At 53.2% G+C, this 16,901-nt stretch carries 15 protein-coding genes; 8 read left to right on the plus strand and 7 right to left on the minus strand.

Annotated elements, in window-relative coordinates; all coding sequences use genetic code 11:
• Nucleotides 1–255: 255 nt before the first annotated feature.
• Nucleotides 256–396, minus strand: coding sequence for a hypothetical protein (locus tag INF68_RS20280; protein ID WP_181367010.1), 141 nt, complete (start codon nt 394–396; stop codon nt 256–258).
• A 12-nt stretch (nt 397–408) separates the two neighbouring features.
• On the opposite strand from INF68_RS20280, the gene lpxP reads away from it, so the two are divergent.
• Complete coding sequence (gene lpxP / locus INF68_RS20285) at nt 409–1,329, plus strand: kdo(2)-lipid IV(A) palmitoleoyltransferase (RefSeq protein WP_029741363.1); 921 nt, start codon at nt 409–411, stop codon at nt 1,327–1,329.
• A gap of 358 nt (nt 1,330–1,687) precedes the next feature.
• Entirely contained in the window at nt 1,688–1,759 is a 72-nt protein-coding gene (gene ypdK, locus INF68_RS23535) for a membrane protein YpdK (protein WP_099458937.1), read from the plus strand.
• Between the two features lie 52 nt (nt 1,760–1,811).
• Here the strand turns inward: ypdK and alaC are convergent, their stop codons facing one another.
• Both alaC and INF68_RS20300 read right to left on the minus strand, forming a co-directional pair.
• Nucleotides 1,812–3,050, minus strand: a complete 1,239-nt coding sequence (alaC, locus tag INF68_RS20295) for an alanine transaminase (RefSeq protein WP_023308710.1) — start codon at nt 3,048–3,050, stop codon at nt 1,812–1,814.
• 18 nt (nt 3,051–3,068) lie between these two features.
• On the minus strand, nt 3,069–3,317 hold the full coding sequence (locus INF68_RS20300) for a hypothetical protein (RefSeq protein ID WP_109845396.1): 249 nt from the start codon (nt 3,315–3,317) through the stop codon (nt 3,069–3,071).
• 119 nt (nt 3,318–3,436) lie between these two features.
• Here INF68_RS20300 and INF68_RS20305 point away from each other — a divergent pair, with 119 nt between their 5' ends.
• Both INF68_RS20305 and INF68_RS20310 read left to right on the plus strand, forming a co-directional pair.
• Complete coding sequence (locus INF68_RS20305) at nt 3,437–5,143, plus strand: sensor histidine kinase (RefSeq protein ID WP_193525407.1); 1,707 nt, start codon at nt 3,437–3,439, stop codon at nt 5,141–5,143.
• Between the two features lie 3 nt (nt 5,144–5,146).
• A complete protein-coding gene (locus tag INF68_RS20310) occupies nt 5,147–5,872 on the plus strand; it encodes a LytTR family DNA-binding domain-containing protein (protein WP_023308712.1) in 726 nt (241 codons plus the stop codon).
• Between the two features lie 35 nt (nt 5,873–5,907).
• On the opposite strand, the gene glk is transcribed toward INF68_RS20310, so the two are convergent.
• Nucleotides 5,908–6,873 (minus strand): glucokinase, encoded by a 966-nt coding sequence (glk, locus tag INF68_RS20315; protein WP_023308713.1) that lies wholly within the window; start codon nt 6,871–6,873, stop codon nt 5,908–5,910.
• 205 nt (nt 6,874–7,078) lie between these two features.
• Here glk and INF68_RS20320 point away from each other — a divergent pair, with 205 nt between their 5' ends.
• Nucleotides 7,079–8,314 (plus strand): ion channel protein, encoded by a 1,236-nt coding sequence (locus tag INF68_RS20320; RefSeq protein WP_193525408.1) that lies wholly within the window; start codon nt 7,079–7,081, stop codon nt 8,312–8,314.
• Here INF68_RS20320 and ipdC read toward each other — a convergent pair whose 3' ends face one another.
• Nucleotides 8,315–9,973, minus strand: coding sequence for an indolepyruvate decarboxylase (gene ipdC, locus INF68_RS20325; protein WP_193525409.1), 1,659 nt, complete (start codon nt 9,971–9,973; stop codon nt 8,315–8,317).
• Between the two features lie 185 nt (nt 9,974–10,158).
• Here ipdC and mgrA point away from each other — a divergent pair, with 185 nt between their 5' ends.
• Together mgrA and INF68_RS20335 are read left to right on the plus strand one after the other, a co-directional pair.
• A complete protein-coding gene (gene mgrA, locus INF68_RS20330; protein ID WP_109845401.1) occupies nt 10,159–11,157 on the plus strand; it encodes an L-glyceraldehyde 3-phosphate reductase in 999 nt (332 codons plus the stop codon).
• Between the two features lie 128 nt (nt 11,158–11,285).
• Nucleotides 11,286–11,627, plus strand: coding sequence for a DUF2502 domain-containing protein (locus tag INF68_RS20335; protein ID WP_109845402.1), 342 nt, complete (start codon nt 11,286–11,288; stop codon nt 11,625–11,627).
• 32 nt (nt 11,628–11,659) lie between these two features.
• Here INF68_RS20335 and INF68_RS20340 read toward each other — a convergent pair whose 3' ends face one another.
• Nucleotides 11,660–12,898, minus strand: a complete 1,239-nt coding sequence (locus tag INF68_RS20340) for an Nramp family divalent metal transporter (RefSeq protein WP_109845403.1) — start codon at nt 12,896–12,898, stop codon at nt 11,660–11,662.
• Nucleotides 12,899–13,246: 348 nt separating this feature from the next.
• Here INF68_RS20340 and INF68_RS20345 point away from each other — a divergent pair, with 348 nt between their 5' ends.
• Entirely contained in the window at nt 13,247–14,434 is a 1,188-nt protein-coding gene (locus tag INF68_RS20345) for a NupC/NupG family nucleoside CNT transporter (RefSeq protein ID WP_008501591.1), read from the plus strand.
• 44 nt (nt 14,435–14,478) lie between these two features.
• Here INF68_RS20345 and INF68_RS20350 read toward each other — a convergent pair whose 3' ends face one another.
• A complete protein-coding gene (locus INF68_RS20350) occupies nt 14,479–16,671 on the minus strand; it encodes an EAL domain-containing protein (RefSeq protein WP_193525410.1) in 2,193 nt (730 codons plus the stop codon).
• Nucleotides 16,672–16,901: the final 230 nt, after the last annotated feature.

Raw genomic sequence — 16,901 nt, forward strand, 5'->3', positions numbered from 1 at the left:
AATAATAGATAAGAATTTTCACAAAGAAAATTCTTATCTATTATTCGAAGGGAAAATAAAGCGTATATGCAGGTCCGAAAATAAACACTGCTGCTCTTTTGTCGGCCTACTCCTGCTTACGCAAAGGCTTCAGTTCTCCCCTCAGGCATGAAGGCTTCCCTTACTTCTGGGATTTATACGGTGTAAAATCAAACATCTCCCGAATCGCCGCTTTTTTAATCAAAAACGAGTAATAGCACATATCGTATAACGGTGCTACATTACGCCGCCCACCCAAATCAGCAGTGGCCAGGCAACGCCGCCGTAAAGTTCGGTAAAGCCTGCAACCATCACCTTGAAGAACGGTCTTATCGGCACGTCGTATCGCAAACTCTGCGCTACCTTTACAGGCTTCACATAGGTTCTACTATTTTGTCTCAATCCAAATTTCAGCGTGCGTTTTTACACCCGCGTTACTGGTTTACATGGTTTGGTCTTGGCGTGCTCTGGCTGCTGGTTCAACTTCCATACCCTGTCCTGCGCTTGCTGGGGTCAAAACTGGGCAGCGCTTCCCGCGTTTTTCTGAAACGTCGCGAATCGATCGCGCGTAAAAATATTGAGCTTTGTTTTCCGCAGTACAATGCCGAAGAGCGTGAGAAACTCATCGCTGAAAACTTCAAGTCTATCGGCATGGCGCTGCTTGAAACCGGAATGGCCTGGTTCTGGCCGGATGAGCGTGTCCGCAAATGGTTTGACGTGGAAGGACTGGATAACCTTAAACGCGCGCAGATGCAAAAACGCGGCGTGATGGTCGTCGGCGTTCACTTTATGTCGCTGGAGCTGGGCGGCCGGGTGATGGGGCTTTGTCAGCCAATGATGGCGACCTACAGACCGCACAACAGTGCGCTTATGGAATGGGTGCAGACGCGAGGCCGCATGCGCTCCAATAAGGCGATGATCAGCCGTAATAACCTGCGCGGCATGGTCGGTGCCCTGAAGAAAGGTGAGGCCGTCTGGTTTGCCCCCGATCAGGATTATGGACGTAAAGGCAGCAGCTTTGCGCCTTTCTTTGCGGTGAAAGACGTTGCGACGACTAACGGCACCTTTGTCATTTCGCGTCTGTCTGGTGCCTCCATGCTGACCGTGACGATGGTGAGAAAAGCAGATAAGTCAGGCTATCGTCTGCACATCTCTCCTGAAATGGCTAACTATCCGGAAAACGAGTGCGAAGCCGCAGCGTTTATCAATAAAGTCATCGAAACTGAAATCATGCGCGCGCCAGAGCAGTATCTGTGGATGCACCGTCGTTTCAAAACCCGCCCTCTTGGCGAAACCTCGCTCTATATTTAGCCCTTCATGAAGGTTAGTTTCGCTAAGAAACTAACCTTTTCAATCACCTGTCCTTCCGCTGAGTAAGCGTCTTTTCAATGCATCGCCCAAAGTGAATTTATTGCGAAGCGAAATCAAACTGTCGCCGTTCCACGACACTCGTAAGTAACGGAAATTATTTAAAAAAATCCCTCTTGTCACCCCTCATTTTTAAGCGTACATTAGCGCCGTCTGGCAACAGGAAAGCACAGAATTCTGAGCTGGAGTTGACGGCGTAACGGGAAAATTCTCATTTCCGTTTTGACCGGATTTCAGTTCTCTATAATCAGGTGGACTCTGTTTTTAAATGCGTACCACAAGATACGCGGAGCGATGAAACGTGAAATATTTCTTTATGGGCATTTCGGTGATTGTTTTAGTCTGGGCCGGAACCTTTGCCCTGATGATCTAGTGAAGAACATGTTGTCAAAAAAACAGGAGCCATCGGCTCCTGTTTTTTTATGTCATGACGACGCGGGGTGTTCAGCGACGCTCTTTGAGGTGAGAAGACCGTCGGCCCGGAACATGCTCTTAATGCCCCTCACCGCCTGACGAATACGGTCGCTGTTTTCAATCAGGGCAAAACGCACATGGGTGTCGCCATAATCACCAAAGCCAATGCCCGGTGACACACACACCTTCGCATCCTGCAGCAGTTTTTTGGCAAACTCCAGCGATCCCATCGCCGCATACGGCTCCGGAATTTTCGCCCAGACGTACATGGACGCTTTCGGCATTTCCACCATCCAGCCCGCTTCATGCAACCCTTTTACCAGCACGTCTCGGCGGCGCTTATACTGGGCGGCAATCTCGTGAACGCATTGCTGATCGCCTTCCAGGGCAGCGATAGCCGCGACCTGCAGCGGCGTGAAGGTACCGTAGTCGTGATAACTCTTAATGCGCGCCAGGGCACTCACCAGCGTTTTGTTACCCACCATAAAGCCAATACGCCAGCCCGCCATGTTGTAGCTTTTTGACAGGGTGAAGAACTCTACCGCCACATCACGCGCGCCCGGGACCTGCATAATCGACGGGGCTTTCCAGCCGTCATAGACGATGTCCGCATAGGCTAAATCGTGAACCACCAGCACGTCATAACGCTTGGCCAGGGCGACCACTTTCTCGAAGAAATCGAGTTCCACGCACTGCGCCGTTGGGTTCGATGGGAAACCGAGGATCATCATCTTGGGTTTCGGATAGCTTTCGCGAATCGCACGTTCCAGTTCGTTAAAGAAATCGACACCTTCCACCAGCGGCACAGAACGGACCTGCGCACCGGCAATCACCGCGCCGTAGATATGGATCGGGTAGCTTGGATTAGGTACCAGAACCGTATCGCCATGATCCAGCGTGGCCAGCATCAGGTGTGCCAGCCCCTCTTTCGAGCCGATGGTGACAATCGCTTCACTTTCCGGATCGATATCAACCTGATAGCGATCCTGATACCAGCGCGAGATCGCGCGACGTAGCCTGGGAATGCCGCGAGAGGTTGAGTAGCCGTGCGTATCCGGGCGCTGGGCTACCGTGCAGAGCTTTTCAACGATATGCGGTGGCGTTGGGCCGTCAGGGTTACCCATGCTGAAATCGATAATATCTTCGCCGCGCCGACGCGCAGCCATTTTCAGTTCAGCAGTGATATTGAAAACATAAGGGGGGAGACGATCGATACGCGTAAAACGGCGTTCAGGACTGAATTCAGCCATAGATTCCTCAGATTAACGTTAGCGCCCGGACCGTCCGAGCGACGCTGCCACCGATGTGGCATGTTTAGAAAATAACCTGAAAAAAATCATGCTGTCGAGAGGGAAATGAAAAAAAAGCGATCGTCTGAAAACCGGAACCCGGCTGCGCCTAAAAGCGGAAGCCCCTGTTTCGGGATCGGCTTTCTGATAGCTGTTATTTAACAGAATGATATCAAGCCAGTTACCTGACGATGCGCCGTTCAGAAAAAAACAGGACACATCGGCCATCGCGAGATAATCCCCTTTGTAAATTATGGTTTTTCCTCATTTGATAAACCCGACGGATAGCTGGTCAATACGCGCCAGGTTTTTTATCATAGTTCTTTCCCGTTTTCCCAGGTCTACTCGTGCACGAAATATTCACTATGCTGCTGGCGGTTTTTGACCGTGCGGCATTAATGCTGATTTGCCTGTTCTTCCTCATTCGCATTCGCCTGTTTCGCGAGCTGCTGCACAAATCAGCCCACTCGCCAAAAGAGCTGCTGGCCGTTACCGCCATCTTTTCGCTGTTCGCCCTGTTCAGCACCTGGTCCGGCGTGCCGGTAGAGGGTTCGCTGGTTAACGTGCGCATTATCGCCGTCATGTCCGGCGGGATTTTGTTTGGTCCTTGGGTGGGCGTCATCACCGGCCTGATTGCCGGGACGCACCGCTACCTGATTGATATCGGTGGCGTAACGGCGGTGCCGTGCTTTATCACAAGCATTATCGCCGGGATGCTTTCCGGCTGGATCAGCCGCAAAATACCGAAAAAACAGCGCTGGCGCGCCGGGATCGTCGCCGGCATGGTGTGCGAAACGCTGACCATGATCCTTGTCGTCGTCTGGGCCCCCACCACCGCGCTGGGGCTGGATATCGTTTCGAAAATCGGTATTCCGATGATCCTGGGCAGTGTGTGCATCGGCTTTATCGTGCTGCTGGTGCAAAGCGTTGAAGGGGAAAAAGAGGCCAGTGCCGCCCGTCAGGCCAAGCTGGCGCTGGATATCGCCAACAAAACGCTGCCGCTCTTCCGCCACGTGAACGCGGAATCGTTGCGTCAGGTCTGCGAGATCATTCGCCACGACATCCACGCTGACGCCGTCGCCATCACCAATATTGATCACGTGCTGGCCTACGTTGGCGTCGGGGAGCACAACTATCGAGACAACGATGACACCATAAGCCCGACCACCAGACAGGCGATTAACTACGGTAAAATCATTATTAAAAACAATGATGAAGCCCACCGAACGCCGGAAATTCACTCGATGCTGGTCATCCCGCTGTGGGAGAAAGGCGTCGTGACGGGCACGCTGAAAATTTATTACTGCCACGCGCATCAGATCACCTCAACGCTGCAGGAGATGGCTATCGGCCTGTCGCAGATTATCTCCACCCAGCTTGAGGTTTCGCGGGCGGAACAGCTGCGCGAGATGGCAAATAAGGCAGAACTGCGCGCGCTGCAGAGTAAAATCAATCCCCATTTCCTGTTTAACGCGCTGAACGCTATCTCCTCGTCCATTCGCCTAAATCCGGACACCGCGCGCCAGCTGATTTTTAACCTGTCGCGTTATCTGCGCTACAACATCGAACTGAAAGATGACGAGCAGATCGACATCAAAAAAGAGCTTTATCAGATCAAGGACTACATCGCGATCGAGCAGGCCCGCTTTGGCGACAAGCTCACGGTCATTTACGATATTGATGAAGAGGTCAACTGCGTGATCCCAAGCCTGCTTATCCAGCCGTTGGTTGAAAACGCAATTGTTCACGGTATTCAGCCCTGTAAAGGCAAAGGCGTCGTCACCATCAGCGTTACCGAAAGCGGCAACCGGGTGCGGATTGCCGTGCGCGATACCGGCCACGGGATTGATCCAAAAGTCATTGAGCGCGTGGAGTCTAACGAGATGCCGGGGAATAAAATCGGTCTGCTGAACGTGCATCACCGGGTTAAGCTACTTTACGGCGACGGGCTGCATATTCAACGTCTTGAGCCGGGCACCGAAATTGCTTTTTACGTCCCGAATGAGCGCTCTCGCGCGCATACGACGACATCACTATTGCCCCAGGTGGAGTAACCCATGAAAGTTATCATCGTAGAAGATGAATTCCTGGCTCAGCAGGAGCTCACCTGGCTTATCAAAACCCACAGCCAGATGGAGATTGTGGGTACGTTTGATGATGGTCTGGACGTGCTGAAATTTTTGCAGCATAACCGGGTAGACGCCATTTTCCTGGATATCAATATCCCGTCGCTGGATGGCGTATTGCTGGCGCAAAACATCAATCAGTTTGCCCATAAGCCATTTATCGTTTTCGTTACCGCCTGGAAAGAGCACGCCGTAGAGGCCTTCGAGCTGGAGGCTTTTGACTATATTCTTAAGCCTTATCAGGAGTCGCGGATTGTCAGCATGCTGCAAAAGCTGGAGGCCGCCTGGCAGCAGCAAACCGCCCCCGCCAGCCCGACGGTACGCGAAAACGACACCATAAATCTGGTCAAAGACGAGCGCATCATCGTGACCCCGGTCAACGATATCTACTACGCCGAAGCGCACGAAAAGATGACGTTTGTCTATACCCGGCGGGAATCGTACGTGATGGCGATGAACATTACCGAATTCTGCAGCAAGCTTCCGGCTGCCCACTTTTTCCGCTGCCACCGGTCGTTTTGCGTAAATTTAAATAAGATCCGCGAGATCGAACCGTGGTTTAACAACACCTACATTTTACGTCTGAAAGATCTGGATTTTCAGGTGCCGGTAAGCCGCAGCAAGGTGAAAGAGTTTCGTCAGCTGATGCACCTGTAAAGAAAAGGCCCTCTCCCGCGGGAGAGGGCTCTGCGTCAGAGGATTTGGCCGAGAACCTGACGCAGATGGGCCCCAGAACCCAGCAGTCCTGGATTGTCATGTACGATCAGATAAACCGGAATGTCCTGCACGTAGCTTCTGAAGCGCCCTTTATCTTCAAACCCGCCGCGGAAGCCCGAGGCTTTAAAGAAGTCGAGGAAGCGCGGTACGATCCCGCCCGCGATATAGACCCCACCGAAGGTGCCCAGCGTCAGCGCCAGGTTGCCGCCGAAACGTCCCATGATCACGCAGAACAGCGACAGGGCACGACGACAATCAATGCAGCTGTCCGCCAGCGCGCGTTCGGTGACGTCTTTTGGCTGCAGGTTTTCCGGCAGACGACCGTCTGATTTCACAATCGCGCGGTACAGATTCACCAGCCCCGGACCTGAAAGAACGCGCTCGGCGGAGACGTGGCCGATCTCAGCGCGTAACTCTTCAAGGATAATGCCCTCTTCTTCGCTGTTTGGTGCAAAGTCAACGTGGCCGCCTTCACCCGGCAGGCTTACCCAGCGCTGAGCAACATGCACAAGATGCGACACGCCGAGGCCGGTACCGGCTCCGTAAACCGCAATCGGTTTGCCTTCGACCGGTTCAGCGCCGCCAAACTGGATCAGATGCTCTGGCTTCAGCATCGGGATCGCCATAGACACCGCGGTGAAGTCATTGATGATTTCAAGATGTGAAAAACCGAGGTTTTTTTTCATCTCGGCGATGGAGAATGCCCAGGTATGGTTGGTCATTGCGACCCAGTCGCCGGTTATCGGGCAGGCTATCGCGATGCAGCCGTCTTCAACGCTAACCTGATGCTCTTCCAGATAGACGCGGACAACGGCTTCAAGGCTTGGATAATCCAGCCCGGAATAGGTTTTCGCCCGGGAAATCTCACCGCTACTAACATCGCACAATGCGAGGCGCGCGTTCGTGCCGCCCACATCACCTACCAAAGCATACTTTGTCATTCTTCTACTGCTCCGCTAAAGTCAGAATAAATCTTTGGGACACTGTAAATTCAAGGCGTGATAACAACAACGGCCATAAGGTGAATGCCCATGGATTATCGATCTTCGTCACAGAATAACTTTACCGTTTCAGCACCTTTTGCACTATTGCCATAAAGCTTAATGTGCAAAGTAACGTAATGCCGTTTTGTACAAGGAAATCATCATGCTCCACCCGCGAGCCAGAACCATGCTGTTGCTGGCAATTCCGGCGCTAATTATTGGCGTGGCCTCAAGTCTGGTGCTCATTGTCGTGATGAAAGTCGCGTCGGTGCTGCAAGCCATGTTATGGACGGCGCTTCCGACAAAACTGGGCGTCACCGCTGATTCTCCAGCCTGGATCGTCATGATGCTGACGTTGACCGGTATTGCGGTAGGCCTGGTGATCCGTTTCAGTCCTGGCCATGCCGGCCCCGATCCGGCGCAGGAACCGCTGATTGGCGCCCCGGTTCCACCTTCGGCACTGCCCGGGCTGCTCATTGCGTTGATTATCGGTCTGGCCGGCGGCGTCAGCCTGGGGCCGGAGCATCCGATTATGGCGGTGAATATTGGCCTGGCGGTTTTCCTCGGTTCACGCATTTTGCCCCGCGTCGGCGCGCTGGACTGGACCATCCTCGCCTCCGCAGGCACCATCGGGGCGCTTTTCGGCACGCCCGTCGCTGCCGCACTGATCTTTTCTCAGACGCTCAGCAGCAATAACGACGTCCCGCTGTGGGATAAGCTGTTTGCCCCGCTGATGGCAGCAGCCGCTGGCGCGCTGACGACCAGCCTGTTTTTCCATCCCCACTTCTCACTCTCCCTCCCCCACTACGGCCAGATGCAGATAGCCGATATTTTCAGCGGCGCCATCGTCGTCGCCATCGCCATTGCGCTGGGAATGGTGGCGGTATGGTGTCTTCCTCGCCTGCACAGGCTGATGCATAAGCTCAAACACCCGGTGTTGATTCTGGGGGCCGGCGGTTTGATTCTCGGTATTTTAGGGGTAATCGGCGGGCCGGTGACGCTGTTTAAAGGTCTGGACGAGATGCAGCAGCTGGCCTTCAGCCAGGTGTTTAGCGTCTACGACTATCTGCTGTTTGCCGTGATTAAGCTGGCCGCGCTGGTGGTGGCTGCAGCCTGCGGTTTCCGCGGAGGACGCATTTTCCCGGTGGTCTTTGTCGGCGTAGCGCTGGGGCTGATGCTGCACGAACACGTCGATGCGGTGCCTGCGGCCATTACCGTCTCCTGCTCTATTCTGGGGCTGGTTCTGGTGGTCACGCGCGACGCCTGGCTCAGCCTGTTTATGGCGGCGGTAGTGGTACCCGATTCGACGCTTTTCCCCCTGCTCTGTATCGTGATGTTGCCCGCCTGGCTCCTGCTGGCGGGCAAACCGATGATGATGGCCTGGCGAAACGACAAGTAATCAGGCGCTATTGCGCGCTTCCAGCGCTTTAGTAATCGCCCCGAGCAGCGGCGGGATATCGGCCTTCGGCAGCATCACCTCAATCAACGAGAGCCGCTCGTGGTGCGCCACTTTCTCAAGGACATCCGCCAGCTGCTCCGCTTCACTGACCCGCCAGCACTGGGCCTGAGGATCAAGGCTCAGAGCCTGCGGGATTTGCGTCCAGTTCCATAGCGCAATGTCGTTATAACGCTGTTCCGGCCCGTGGATCGCTCTTTCCACCGTGTACCCTTCGTTGTTAAGGACCAGAATGATGGGGTGCTGTTTATCCCGCAGCATCGAGCCAAGCTCCTGTATGGTGAGCTGCGCCGCGCCATCCCCCGTCAGCACAATCACGCGCCGGTTTGGGCAGGCGGTTTGCGCGCCAAACGCTGCGGCCAGGGTGTAGCCGATCGATCCCCACAGCGGCTGGACGATAAAATTCACATCAGCCGGAAGACGAAGGTCGATCGCGCCGAAGGCCGAGGTGCCCTGATCCGCAAGGATGATGTCTCCCGGGCGGATAAACGTCTGCAACGTTTTCCAGAAATTGTCCTGCGTCAGCGAGCCATCCGGCTGCGGATAGGCCATCGCGCTTTGAGACGACGGTGCCGGCGTATCGTGCACGTGCTGTTTACACAGCTCCACCAGCGTTTCGATTGCCTGAAGCATGGGGATGCCGGTAAACCAGACGTCACCAACGCGTGATGCATGAGGCTGAACTTCAATTGTTTGTGACGGGGTTAGCTGATGCGTGAAGCCGGCGGTCAGGGTATCGGTAAATCGCGTCCCGATGCACAGCACCGTGTCTGCCCCTTCAATCGCCTCTTTTACCGCCCCGGCGCTTGCCGAACCGCTGTACGTGCCGTAAAACCCGGCGTGACGCTCGTCAAATATGCCTTTACCCATCAGCATAGTGGCGTGTGCCATCGGCACGTCCTTGACCCATTTCTGTAGGGCATGCTTCAAGCCATGGCGCAGGACAAGGAAATCGGCCAGCAGCGCCGTACGCTTGCTCATGGCCAGCCTGTTCTCAGCGGCATCCCGGAACGCTTTCAGGCAGGCGCTATCGGCATGCGCGTGCCTGAGAGTGAGAGCGTTTACAGGAGGCGTGGCGGCTTTTTTTGCCACATCGGCAGGCAACATCAGATAGCCGGGGCGACGCTCCCGGAGCATGGTAGTCAATACCCGGTCAATCTCGTAACAGGCGTTTTGTTCGGTCAGGATCGCCTGTGCAACGGTGATCGGTTCGCTCATATGGTAAAAATGACGAAACTCACCGTCGCCCAGCGTATGGTGCAGCAACTCTCCTCTTTGCTGTGACGCCGTACCCGGCGCGCCCACAATATGCAGCACCGGAACGTGCTCGGCGTAGCTGCCCGCAATGCCGTTCATGGCGCTTAACTCTCCTACACCAAATGTCGTCAGCAGCGCGGCAAAACCCTTACATCGGGCGTATCCGTCCGCGGCATAAGAGGCGTTTAACTCGTTGGCACAGCCCACCCAACAGATATCCGGGCTGTCTATCACATGGTCGAGAAACTGCAGGTTATAGTCGCCCGGCACGCCAAACAGATGATCGGCTCCACAATCTGTAAGACGGTCCAGCAGGTAATCGGCGACGCAGTATGGGGTACGCATGAACAGGTATCCTTCTAATGTTGACCTCACCTTGAGTATTAAATAAGCGTGATGACTGTCCAGAATTGGCGATAAGAAGAGCATGGAAAGAATGCTTTACAAAAAAGGCTGCGCTATGCTGATTTTTTTCGCGTTAATGTAAACGCATACACTGATTTTTTTCTTCAGCGCCAGAGGTCATGAGAATGGGTTATCAGCCGGACAAAAATCGTTATCGGACAATGGAGTATCGCCGCTGCGGGCAAAGCGGACTCAGGTTGCCCGCCATCTCGCTTGGGCTGTGGCATAACTTTGGCGACACCACGCTTATCGAAAACAGCCGTCAACTTTTACAGCGCGCGTTCGATCTGGGCATTACGCATTTCGACCTTGCCAACAACTATGGCCCGCCGCCGGGATCGGCCGAACGTAATTTCGGCCGTATTTTGCAGGAGGATTTCCTGCCCTGGCGAGACGAGCTGATCGTCTCTACTAAAGCAGGTTATACCATGTGGGAAGGCCCTTACGGCGACTGGGGGTCACGCAAATATCTGCTGGCAAGCCTCGATCAAAGCCTGAAGCGCATGGGGCTGGAGTATGTGGATATCTTCTATCATCACCGTCCTGACCCACAAACGCCGCTGCTGGAAACCATGAAAGCGCTTGACCATGCGGTGCGCCAGGGAAAAGCCCTGTATGTCGGGTTATCCAACTACCCTGCAGAACTGGCCCGCAAGGCGATTGATATCCTTGACGATCTCGGTACGCCCTGCCTGATCCACCAGCCGAAATACTCTCTTTTTGAACGTGCGCCGGAAGAGGGGCTGCTGAACGTGCTGCAGGAAAAAGGAGTCGGCTGCATTCCCTTCTCGCCGCTGGCCGGTGGACAACTGACCAACCGCTATCTGAATGGCATTCCGGCAGACTCACGCGCGGCAAGCGGCAGTCAGTTCCTGAACCCTGACCAGATCACCGAAGAGAAGCTGGAGAAGGTAAGAAAGCTGAACGCCATGGCGGAAGAGCGCGGTCAGAAGTTGTCCCAGATGGCGCTAGCCTGGGTATTACGCCATGAGAACGTGACGTCAGTGCTGATTGGAGCAAGTAAAACGGCTCAGATTGATGACGCCGTGGGGATGCTGGAAAACCGCCATTTCTCTGCTGAAGAACTGGTCCGTATTGATACAATCCTGAACAGCTCAAAATAAAATCACTTTTAGCAAAAAGTGCTCTCATTCAGCAATTCGGAGTTGAGGCGATGAAACGAGGCTTTACCAACTCGTAATATTGCGTTAACAGGCCCCACAAGGGCCCCGATCGTGAAGGAGAAAAGAGTATGTTCAGGTCACTGATTCTTGCAGCGGTATTACTGGCTTCAGCCCCGCTGATCGCCAATGCGGGCGAAATCACCCTGTTGCCATCAGTAAAATTACAAATTGGCGATCGTGACGACTACGGCAGATACTGGGACGGTGGCTACTGGCGCGACCGTGACTACTGGAACCGTCACTATGAGTGGCGCGGAGACCGCTGGTGGAAACATGATAACGGCAGACACCGCGGCTGGTATAAAGACAACGCATACGAGCGCGGTTACCGTGAAGGCTGGAACGACCGTGATGACCGCCGCGGCGGCTGGGGTCGCGGTAAAGGTCATGGTCACGGCCATCACCACTAATAAAAAAGGAGCCATGGAGGCTCCTTTTTTTGTTAAAGACCCAGTGCGGTTCCCACCAACAACCACAGGTTCAGCGCAACGACCACCACCACGATGGCCCACCCGGTCCGTTTCACCAGCGTTGAGTTAACCAGTTCGCCCATCAGGTTTTTGTTGCTGGTAAAAATCAGCAGGGGCACCAGCGCCAGCGCGATACCAAAACTCAGCAGCACCTGGCTCATAACCAGAATTCGCGTAGGGTCGAGCCCCATCAGGATCACGATAAATGACGGTAGCATGGTGACGGAGCGACGAACCCACAGCGGAATATGGAAGCGGACAAACCCCTGCATCACCACCTGGCCTGCCAGCGTGCCCACCACCGTAGAAGAGAGACCGGCAGCCACCAGGCTGAGACCAAATATCGTGGCGGCAGCATGGCTCAGTAAGGGCTCCAGCGTAAGATAAGCCTGGTCGAGATCGGCAATACCGGTGTGGCCGTTAAAGTGGAAAGCGGCAGCAGCGGTAGCCATCATCGCCAGATTGACAAACCCCGCGATGGTCATGGCAATCGCCACGTCCCATTTGGTGGCGGAGTAACGCTCTTTGCGCGTCCCACCGTGGAGATGCTGAGTCAGCGAGGAGTGCAGGTAAATCACATGCGGCATGATAGTCGCCCCCAATACCCCGGCAGCCAGGAACACCGCTTCCGAGGTTGGCAGGCTTGGGATTGCCATACCTTTACCGAGCTGCGCCAGGTTCGGCTGTGAGAAAATCAGCTCCACGATATAGGCCGCCGCGACAAACAGCAGCAGACCGCCGATAACCTTCTCCAGCGGCTTTTGACCTCGACGCTGCAGCATCAGGATCAGGAAAGTGGCAATCCCGGTCAGCACAGCCCCCTGCAACAGCGATACGCCCAGAATCAGTTTAAACCCGATCGCTGCGCCAATAAATTCAGCGAGGTCAGTGGCCATGGCTATGATTTCCGCCTGAACCCAGTAGAGCCAGACGGCCGGACGCGGATAATGGTCGCGAATTTGCTCTGCCAGGTTTTTACCTGTGGCAATCCCCAGCTTTGCGGAGAGCATCTGAATCAGCATCGCCATCAGGTTTGCCCAGACGACCACCCACAGCAGCTTATAGCCGAAGCTGGCCCCGGCCTGAATATTGGTCGCAAAGTTACCTGGATCGATATAGCCAATGGCAGCGATGAACGCAGGTCCCATTAATGCGAACCGCAACTTGCGCGCGGCTCTGCCACTGCTACCCTCTACGCGACTGTTTGTCATTTCTGCCTCTGAAATATAGCCTTTGCTATGTTTAATCCTATCAAAATGAGAATGATTATCAAGATCATTTATGCTGTTTACAGTGATTTCTCTGATAGCTTTGAACGATAGACGGGCGGGTAAGTGGGGCGATCTAACAGAAACTGAAATCGCGCGCGCTTTTGTGAAGACTAGCACACAAACTTAACTTTTCACTCATTTACCTAACATAACAAAAATGTATTGTGGATCACTATTTTTGAGACTCGTCACAGGATGTAACTATAGTGTGTCCTCGATCTCGTTTTCTTTTCGCTTGTTACATAGAATGTGCACGAAAATTAAACCTGCCTCATATTTGGAGCAAATATGGACCGCGTCCTTCATTTTGTCCTGGCACTTGTTGTCGTTACTGCACTTGCATTGCTGGTCAGCACAGACCGCAAAAAAATTCGTATCCGTTATGTTGTCCAGCTGCTGGTCATTGAAGTTTTACTTGCGTGGTTCTTCCTGAACTCCAACGTAGGCCTCGGCTTCGTGAAAGGCTTCTCCGAAATGTTCGAAAAACTGCTCGGATTCGCCAATGAAGGGACCAACTTTGTCTTCGGTAAAATGAACGACGAAGGTCTGGCGTTCTTCTTCCTGAAGGTTCTCTGCCCTATCGTCTTCATCTCCGCGCTGATCGGTATTCTGCAGCACATCCGCGTTCTGCCGTTCGTTATTCGTGGAATTGGTTTCCTGTTATCCAAAGTGAACGGCATGGGCAAGCTGGAATCCTTCAACGCCGTCAGTTCCCTGATCCTCGGTCAGTCTGAGAACTTCATCGCGTATAAAGATATTCTCGGCAAAATGTCCCGCAACCGCATGTACACCATGGCGGCAACCGCAATGTCTACCGTTTCCATGTCTATCGTGGGCGCGTATATGACCATGCTGGAGCCAAAGTATGTAGTTGCGGCGCTGGTTCTGAACATGTTCAGCACCTTTATCGTTCTGTCACTGATCAACCCGTACCGCGTTGACGCAAGCGAAGAGAACATTCAGATGTCAAACCTGCACGAAGGCCAGAGCTTCTTCGAAATGCTGGGTGAGTACATTCTGGCGGGCTTCAAAGTGGCGATTATCGTTGCCGCCATGCTGATCGGCTTCATTGCGCTGATTTCTGCGCTGAACGCCCTGTTCGCCGCGGTGCTGGGTATCTCCTTCCAGGGTATTCTGGGCTACATCTTCTATCCGGTTGCATGGGTGATGGGTGTTCCTGCTCACGAAGCGCTGCAGGTGGGCAGTATTATGGCAACCAAACTGGTTTCTAACGAATTCGTTGCGATGATGGATCTGCAGAAAATTGCCAGCACGCTCTCTCCGCGCGCGGAAGGCATTCTGTCCGTGTTCCTTGTCTCCTTCGCGAACTTCTCGTCCATCGGAATTATCGCGGGCGCGATTAAAGGTCTGAACGAAGAACAGGGCAACGTGGTTTCTCGCTTTGGCCTGAAGCTGGTTTACGGCTCTACGCTGGTGAGCGTCCTGTCTGCTTCTATCGCAGCACTGGTACTCTAACGTTTAGCATTAAACAAAAACCGGGAGCCTGGCTCCCGGTTTTTTTATGCCCGCAATTCTTCCAGCGGTTTGGGTTTGCCTATCAGGTAGCCCTGCAGGTAATCCACGCCGAAGCGAAGCAGCATCTCCCGCTGCGCCGGTGTTTCGACGTATTCCGCTACGACGCACAGCGATTTCGTCTTCGCCAGATTACAGATCGACTGCACGATCATCGCATCCATATCATCGGTACAAATGTCTTTAACAAAGCAGCCGTCAATTTTAATGATGTCTGCCTGCAGGCGTCTGAGGCGCTCGTAGTTGGCGTAGCCGGTACCAAAATCATCTATGGCAATCCGGAAACCGTAATCCCGCAGCTGCTGAATATTGTGGATGCTGCAACCTGAATTTGAGAAGGCCTGCTCTTCGGTAATCTCAATCACGACTGACTGAGGCGCAACGCCGTAGCGTTCAAAGAGCGCGCAAATCTCGGTCGCCACCTCTTTTTGCATCAGCGTGAGCGGCATCAGATTAACAGAGAAACGGGCGCCAGCCTGCGTTGAAGGGTGATCGCGCAGCCACAGCAGTAATTTCTCCATGACGCACATATCAAACCGGTGGCTGAGGTTGAACTGGGCAATCAATGGAATAAAGCGGTCAGGAGTGAAGATCTCGCCCTCGCTCTCCATACGCGCCAGAATTTCGTAGTAGCCGCTCCCGTCCGCCTTCTGGATCGGTTGCGCATATAAATGGAACTGGCCCGCCTCCAGGGCATGCTTAATCCGCGCCAGCATCAGGACTCGCTCTGTCGTTTGCCCTGATGCCGCCTCGAGGCTATTCGTGAGCGCAAGCACGTTGTTTGTTGTTCCGCAGGATTGCTCGGCCAGCCAGCTCAGTTGCCCCAGCGTGTGATGCAACTTTTCGCCGTTTTCCACCATTCCCCAGGACGCGCCAAATTCAATATCCAGCCCGGTGTTGTTCCAGAAAATCTTACGGCTGTTCAGCCGATCAACCATGTGCTGAAGGCGCTCAGCGGTTCCCGGGCCCAGTAATACCAGCACAAGCTCGCTTCCAGGGAGCTGGAAGAGCGTCTCATCTTTTTGCAGGAGGGGCTGCAGCGACGTGGCGATCGTGCGTTTGCAGTGGACCCGCATGAGGATCCCATAGTGGCGGCTCAAAAATTCCAGGTTATCCATACGCAGAATGCTCACTTTTGCGTCCGGGTGAATCTCAAGATAATCCTCCAGCGCACGAATATTGGGCAATCCGGTCAGCGGATCGGTGAGCGCCCTCCCCTGCCAGCCGCGCTTAAGCCACTCGCTGCGCTGGTAAATACGCGACATGTAAAGCAGACAGATCGCGAACGAGATAAGCACGGACAGAATAAAAGAGAGCGAATGGCCCGATTCCACCCCGTTAAGGAAGTTGTAGTTGTAGGTCAACAGCAGGAGCGCAGATACAGCCCACAGCAGAGAAATCAACGCATAGGTCAGTCGGCTTATCGCTAAGGTAAAAAGAATAAAAATCAGCGGCATCAAATAGCCCGCAATGACGGGAGATTCAAAAGGACCACATAAAATGACGAGAATGAAACTTAAAAGCATCAGCCAGACAAAAATATATAATGAATTCTTGTGAAAAAACACGGGCTTCACGCTTCGTCGCCAGAAAGTTATTGCATAACGAGGATTAATTATCATTCTTAACGGGTAATAGAACATCATGGTAAAAATCAATGCCGCACATATCAGGCTTTGTATATCCACAACGTTATAAATTACCGTCCCTTCGCCGAAAAAGGTCGAAATTGTCACCGGAAAATCAAACAAATAGCCCGCCAAATACATCGACAGTTTAATCCCTATTGGCACCATAAAACCGAGCCAGAATATCCGTAATCCGATGTGCTTGTTAGGGATAGAGTAGCGCCAACGCTTACCTAGCATGATACGCAGAATGCCGCACGCCGCGAACAACGCAAAGGTCTGACAGAACAGTAATACTGAATATTGTAGCGGTGCTAAATTTACATAGAATAAATTAGTGACAGTAAAACCTAACAAAATGGGAAGAATAGCCCTGCGTCCAAATAGCAGAATTACCGCCAGCATTACGCTTAAAGGTAACCATGCTAAATAAACGTCGTGACCATTAACAATTGCGCGGGGAGAGAGATAACGGGAGACAGGTACCGCAATCAGGCATAAAGCCAGAGCAATCATAAATATCTTTACATTATTGTAAGTTTTTCTATTCATTAACCAGGGCATTATTTTCCGAGAGAATTATTGATCGGATGGATAATATGTTTATTAATTGCGCGAATCAAGTTCAAGTCTATTTTTAGACTGGTTTATTGATGCCGATTGAGGTGAGGTACAGAAATACCTTCTTTTTGATAACAAAATAGGGTGGCGGGTGTTACAAACACATAAAAAAACCCTCGTCTTTTGACGAGGGTTTACAATTTTGGTGGAGCTAAGCGGGA

This window comes from Enterobacter cloacae complex sp. P16RS2, assembly GCF_014982155.1.
Lineage (GTDB): Bacteria > Pseudomonadota > Gammaproteobacteria > Enterobacterales > Enterobacteriaceae > Enterobacter > Enterobacter cloacae_M.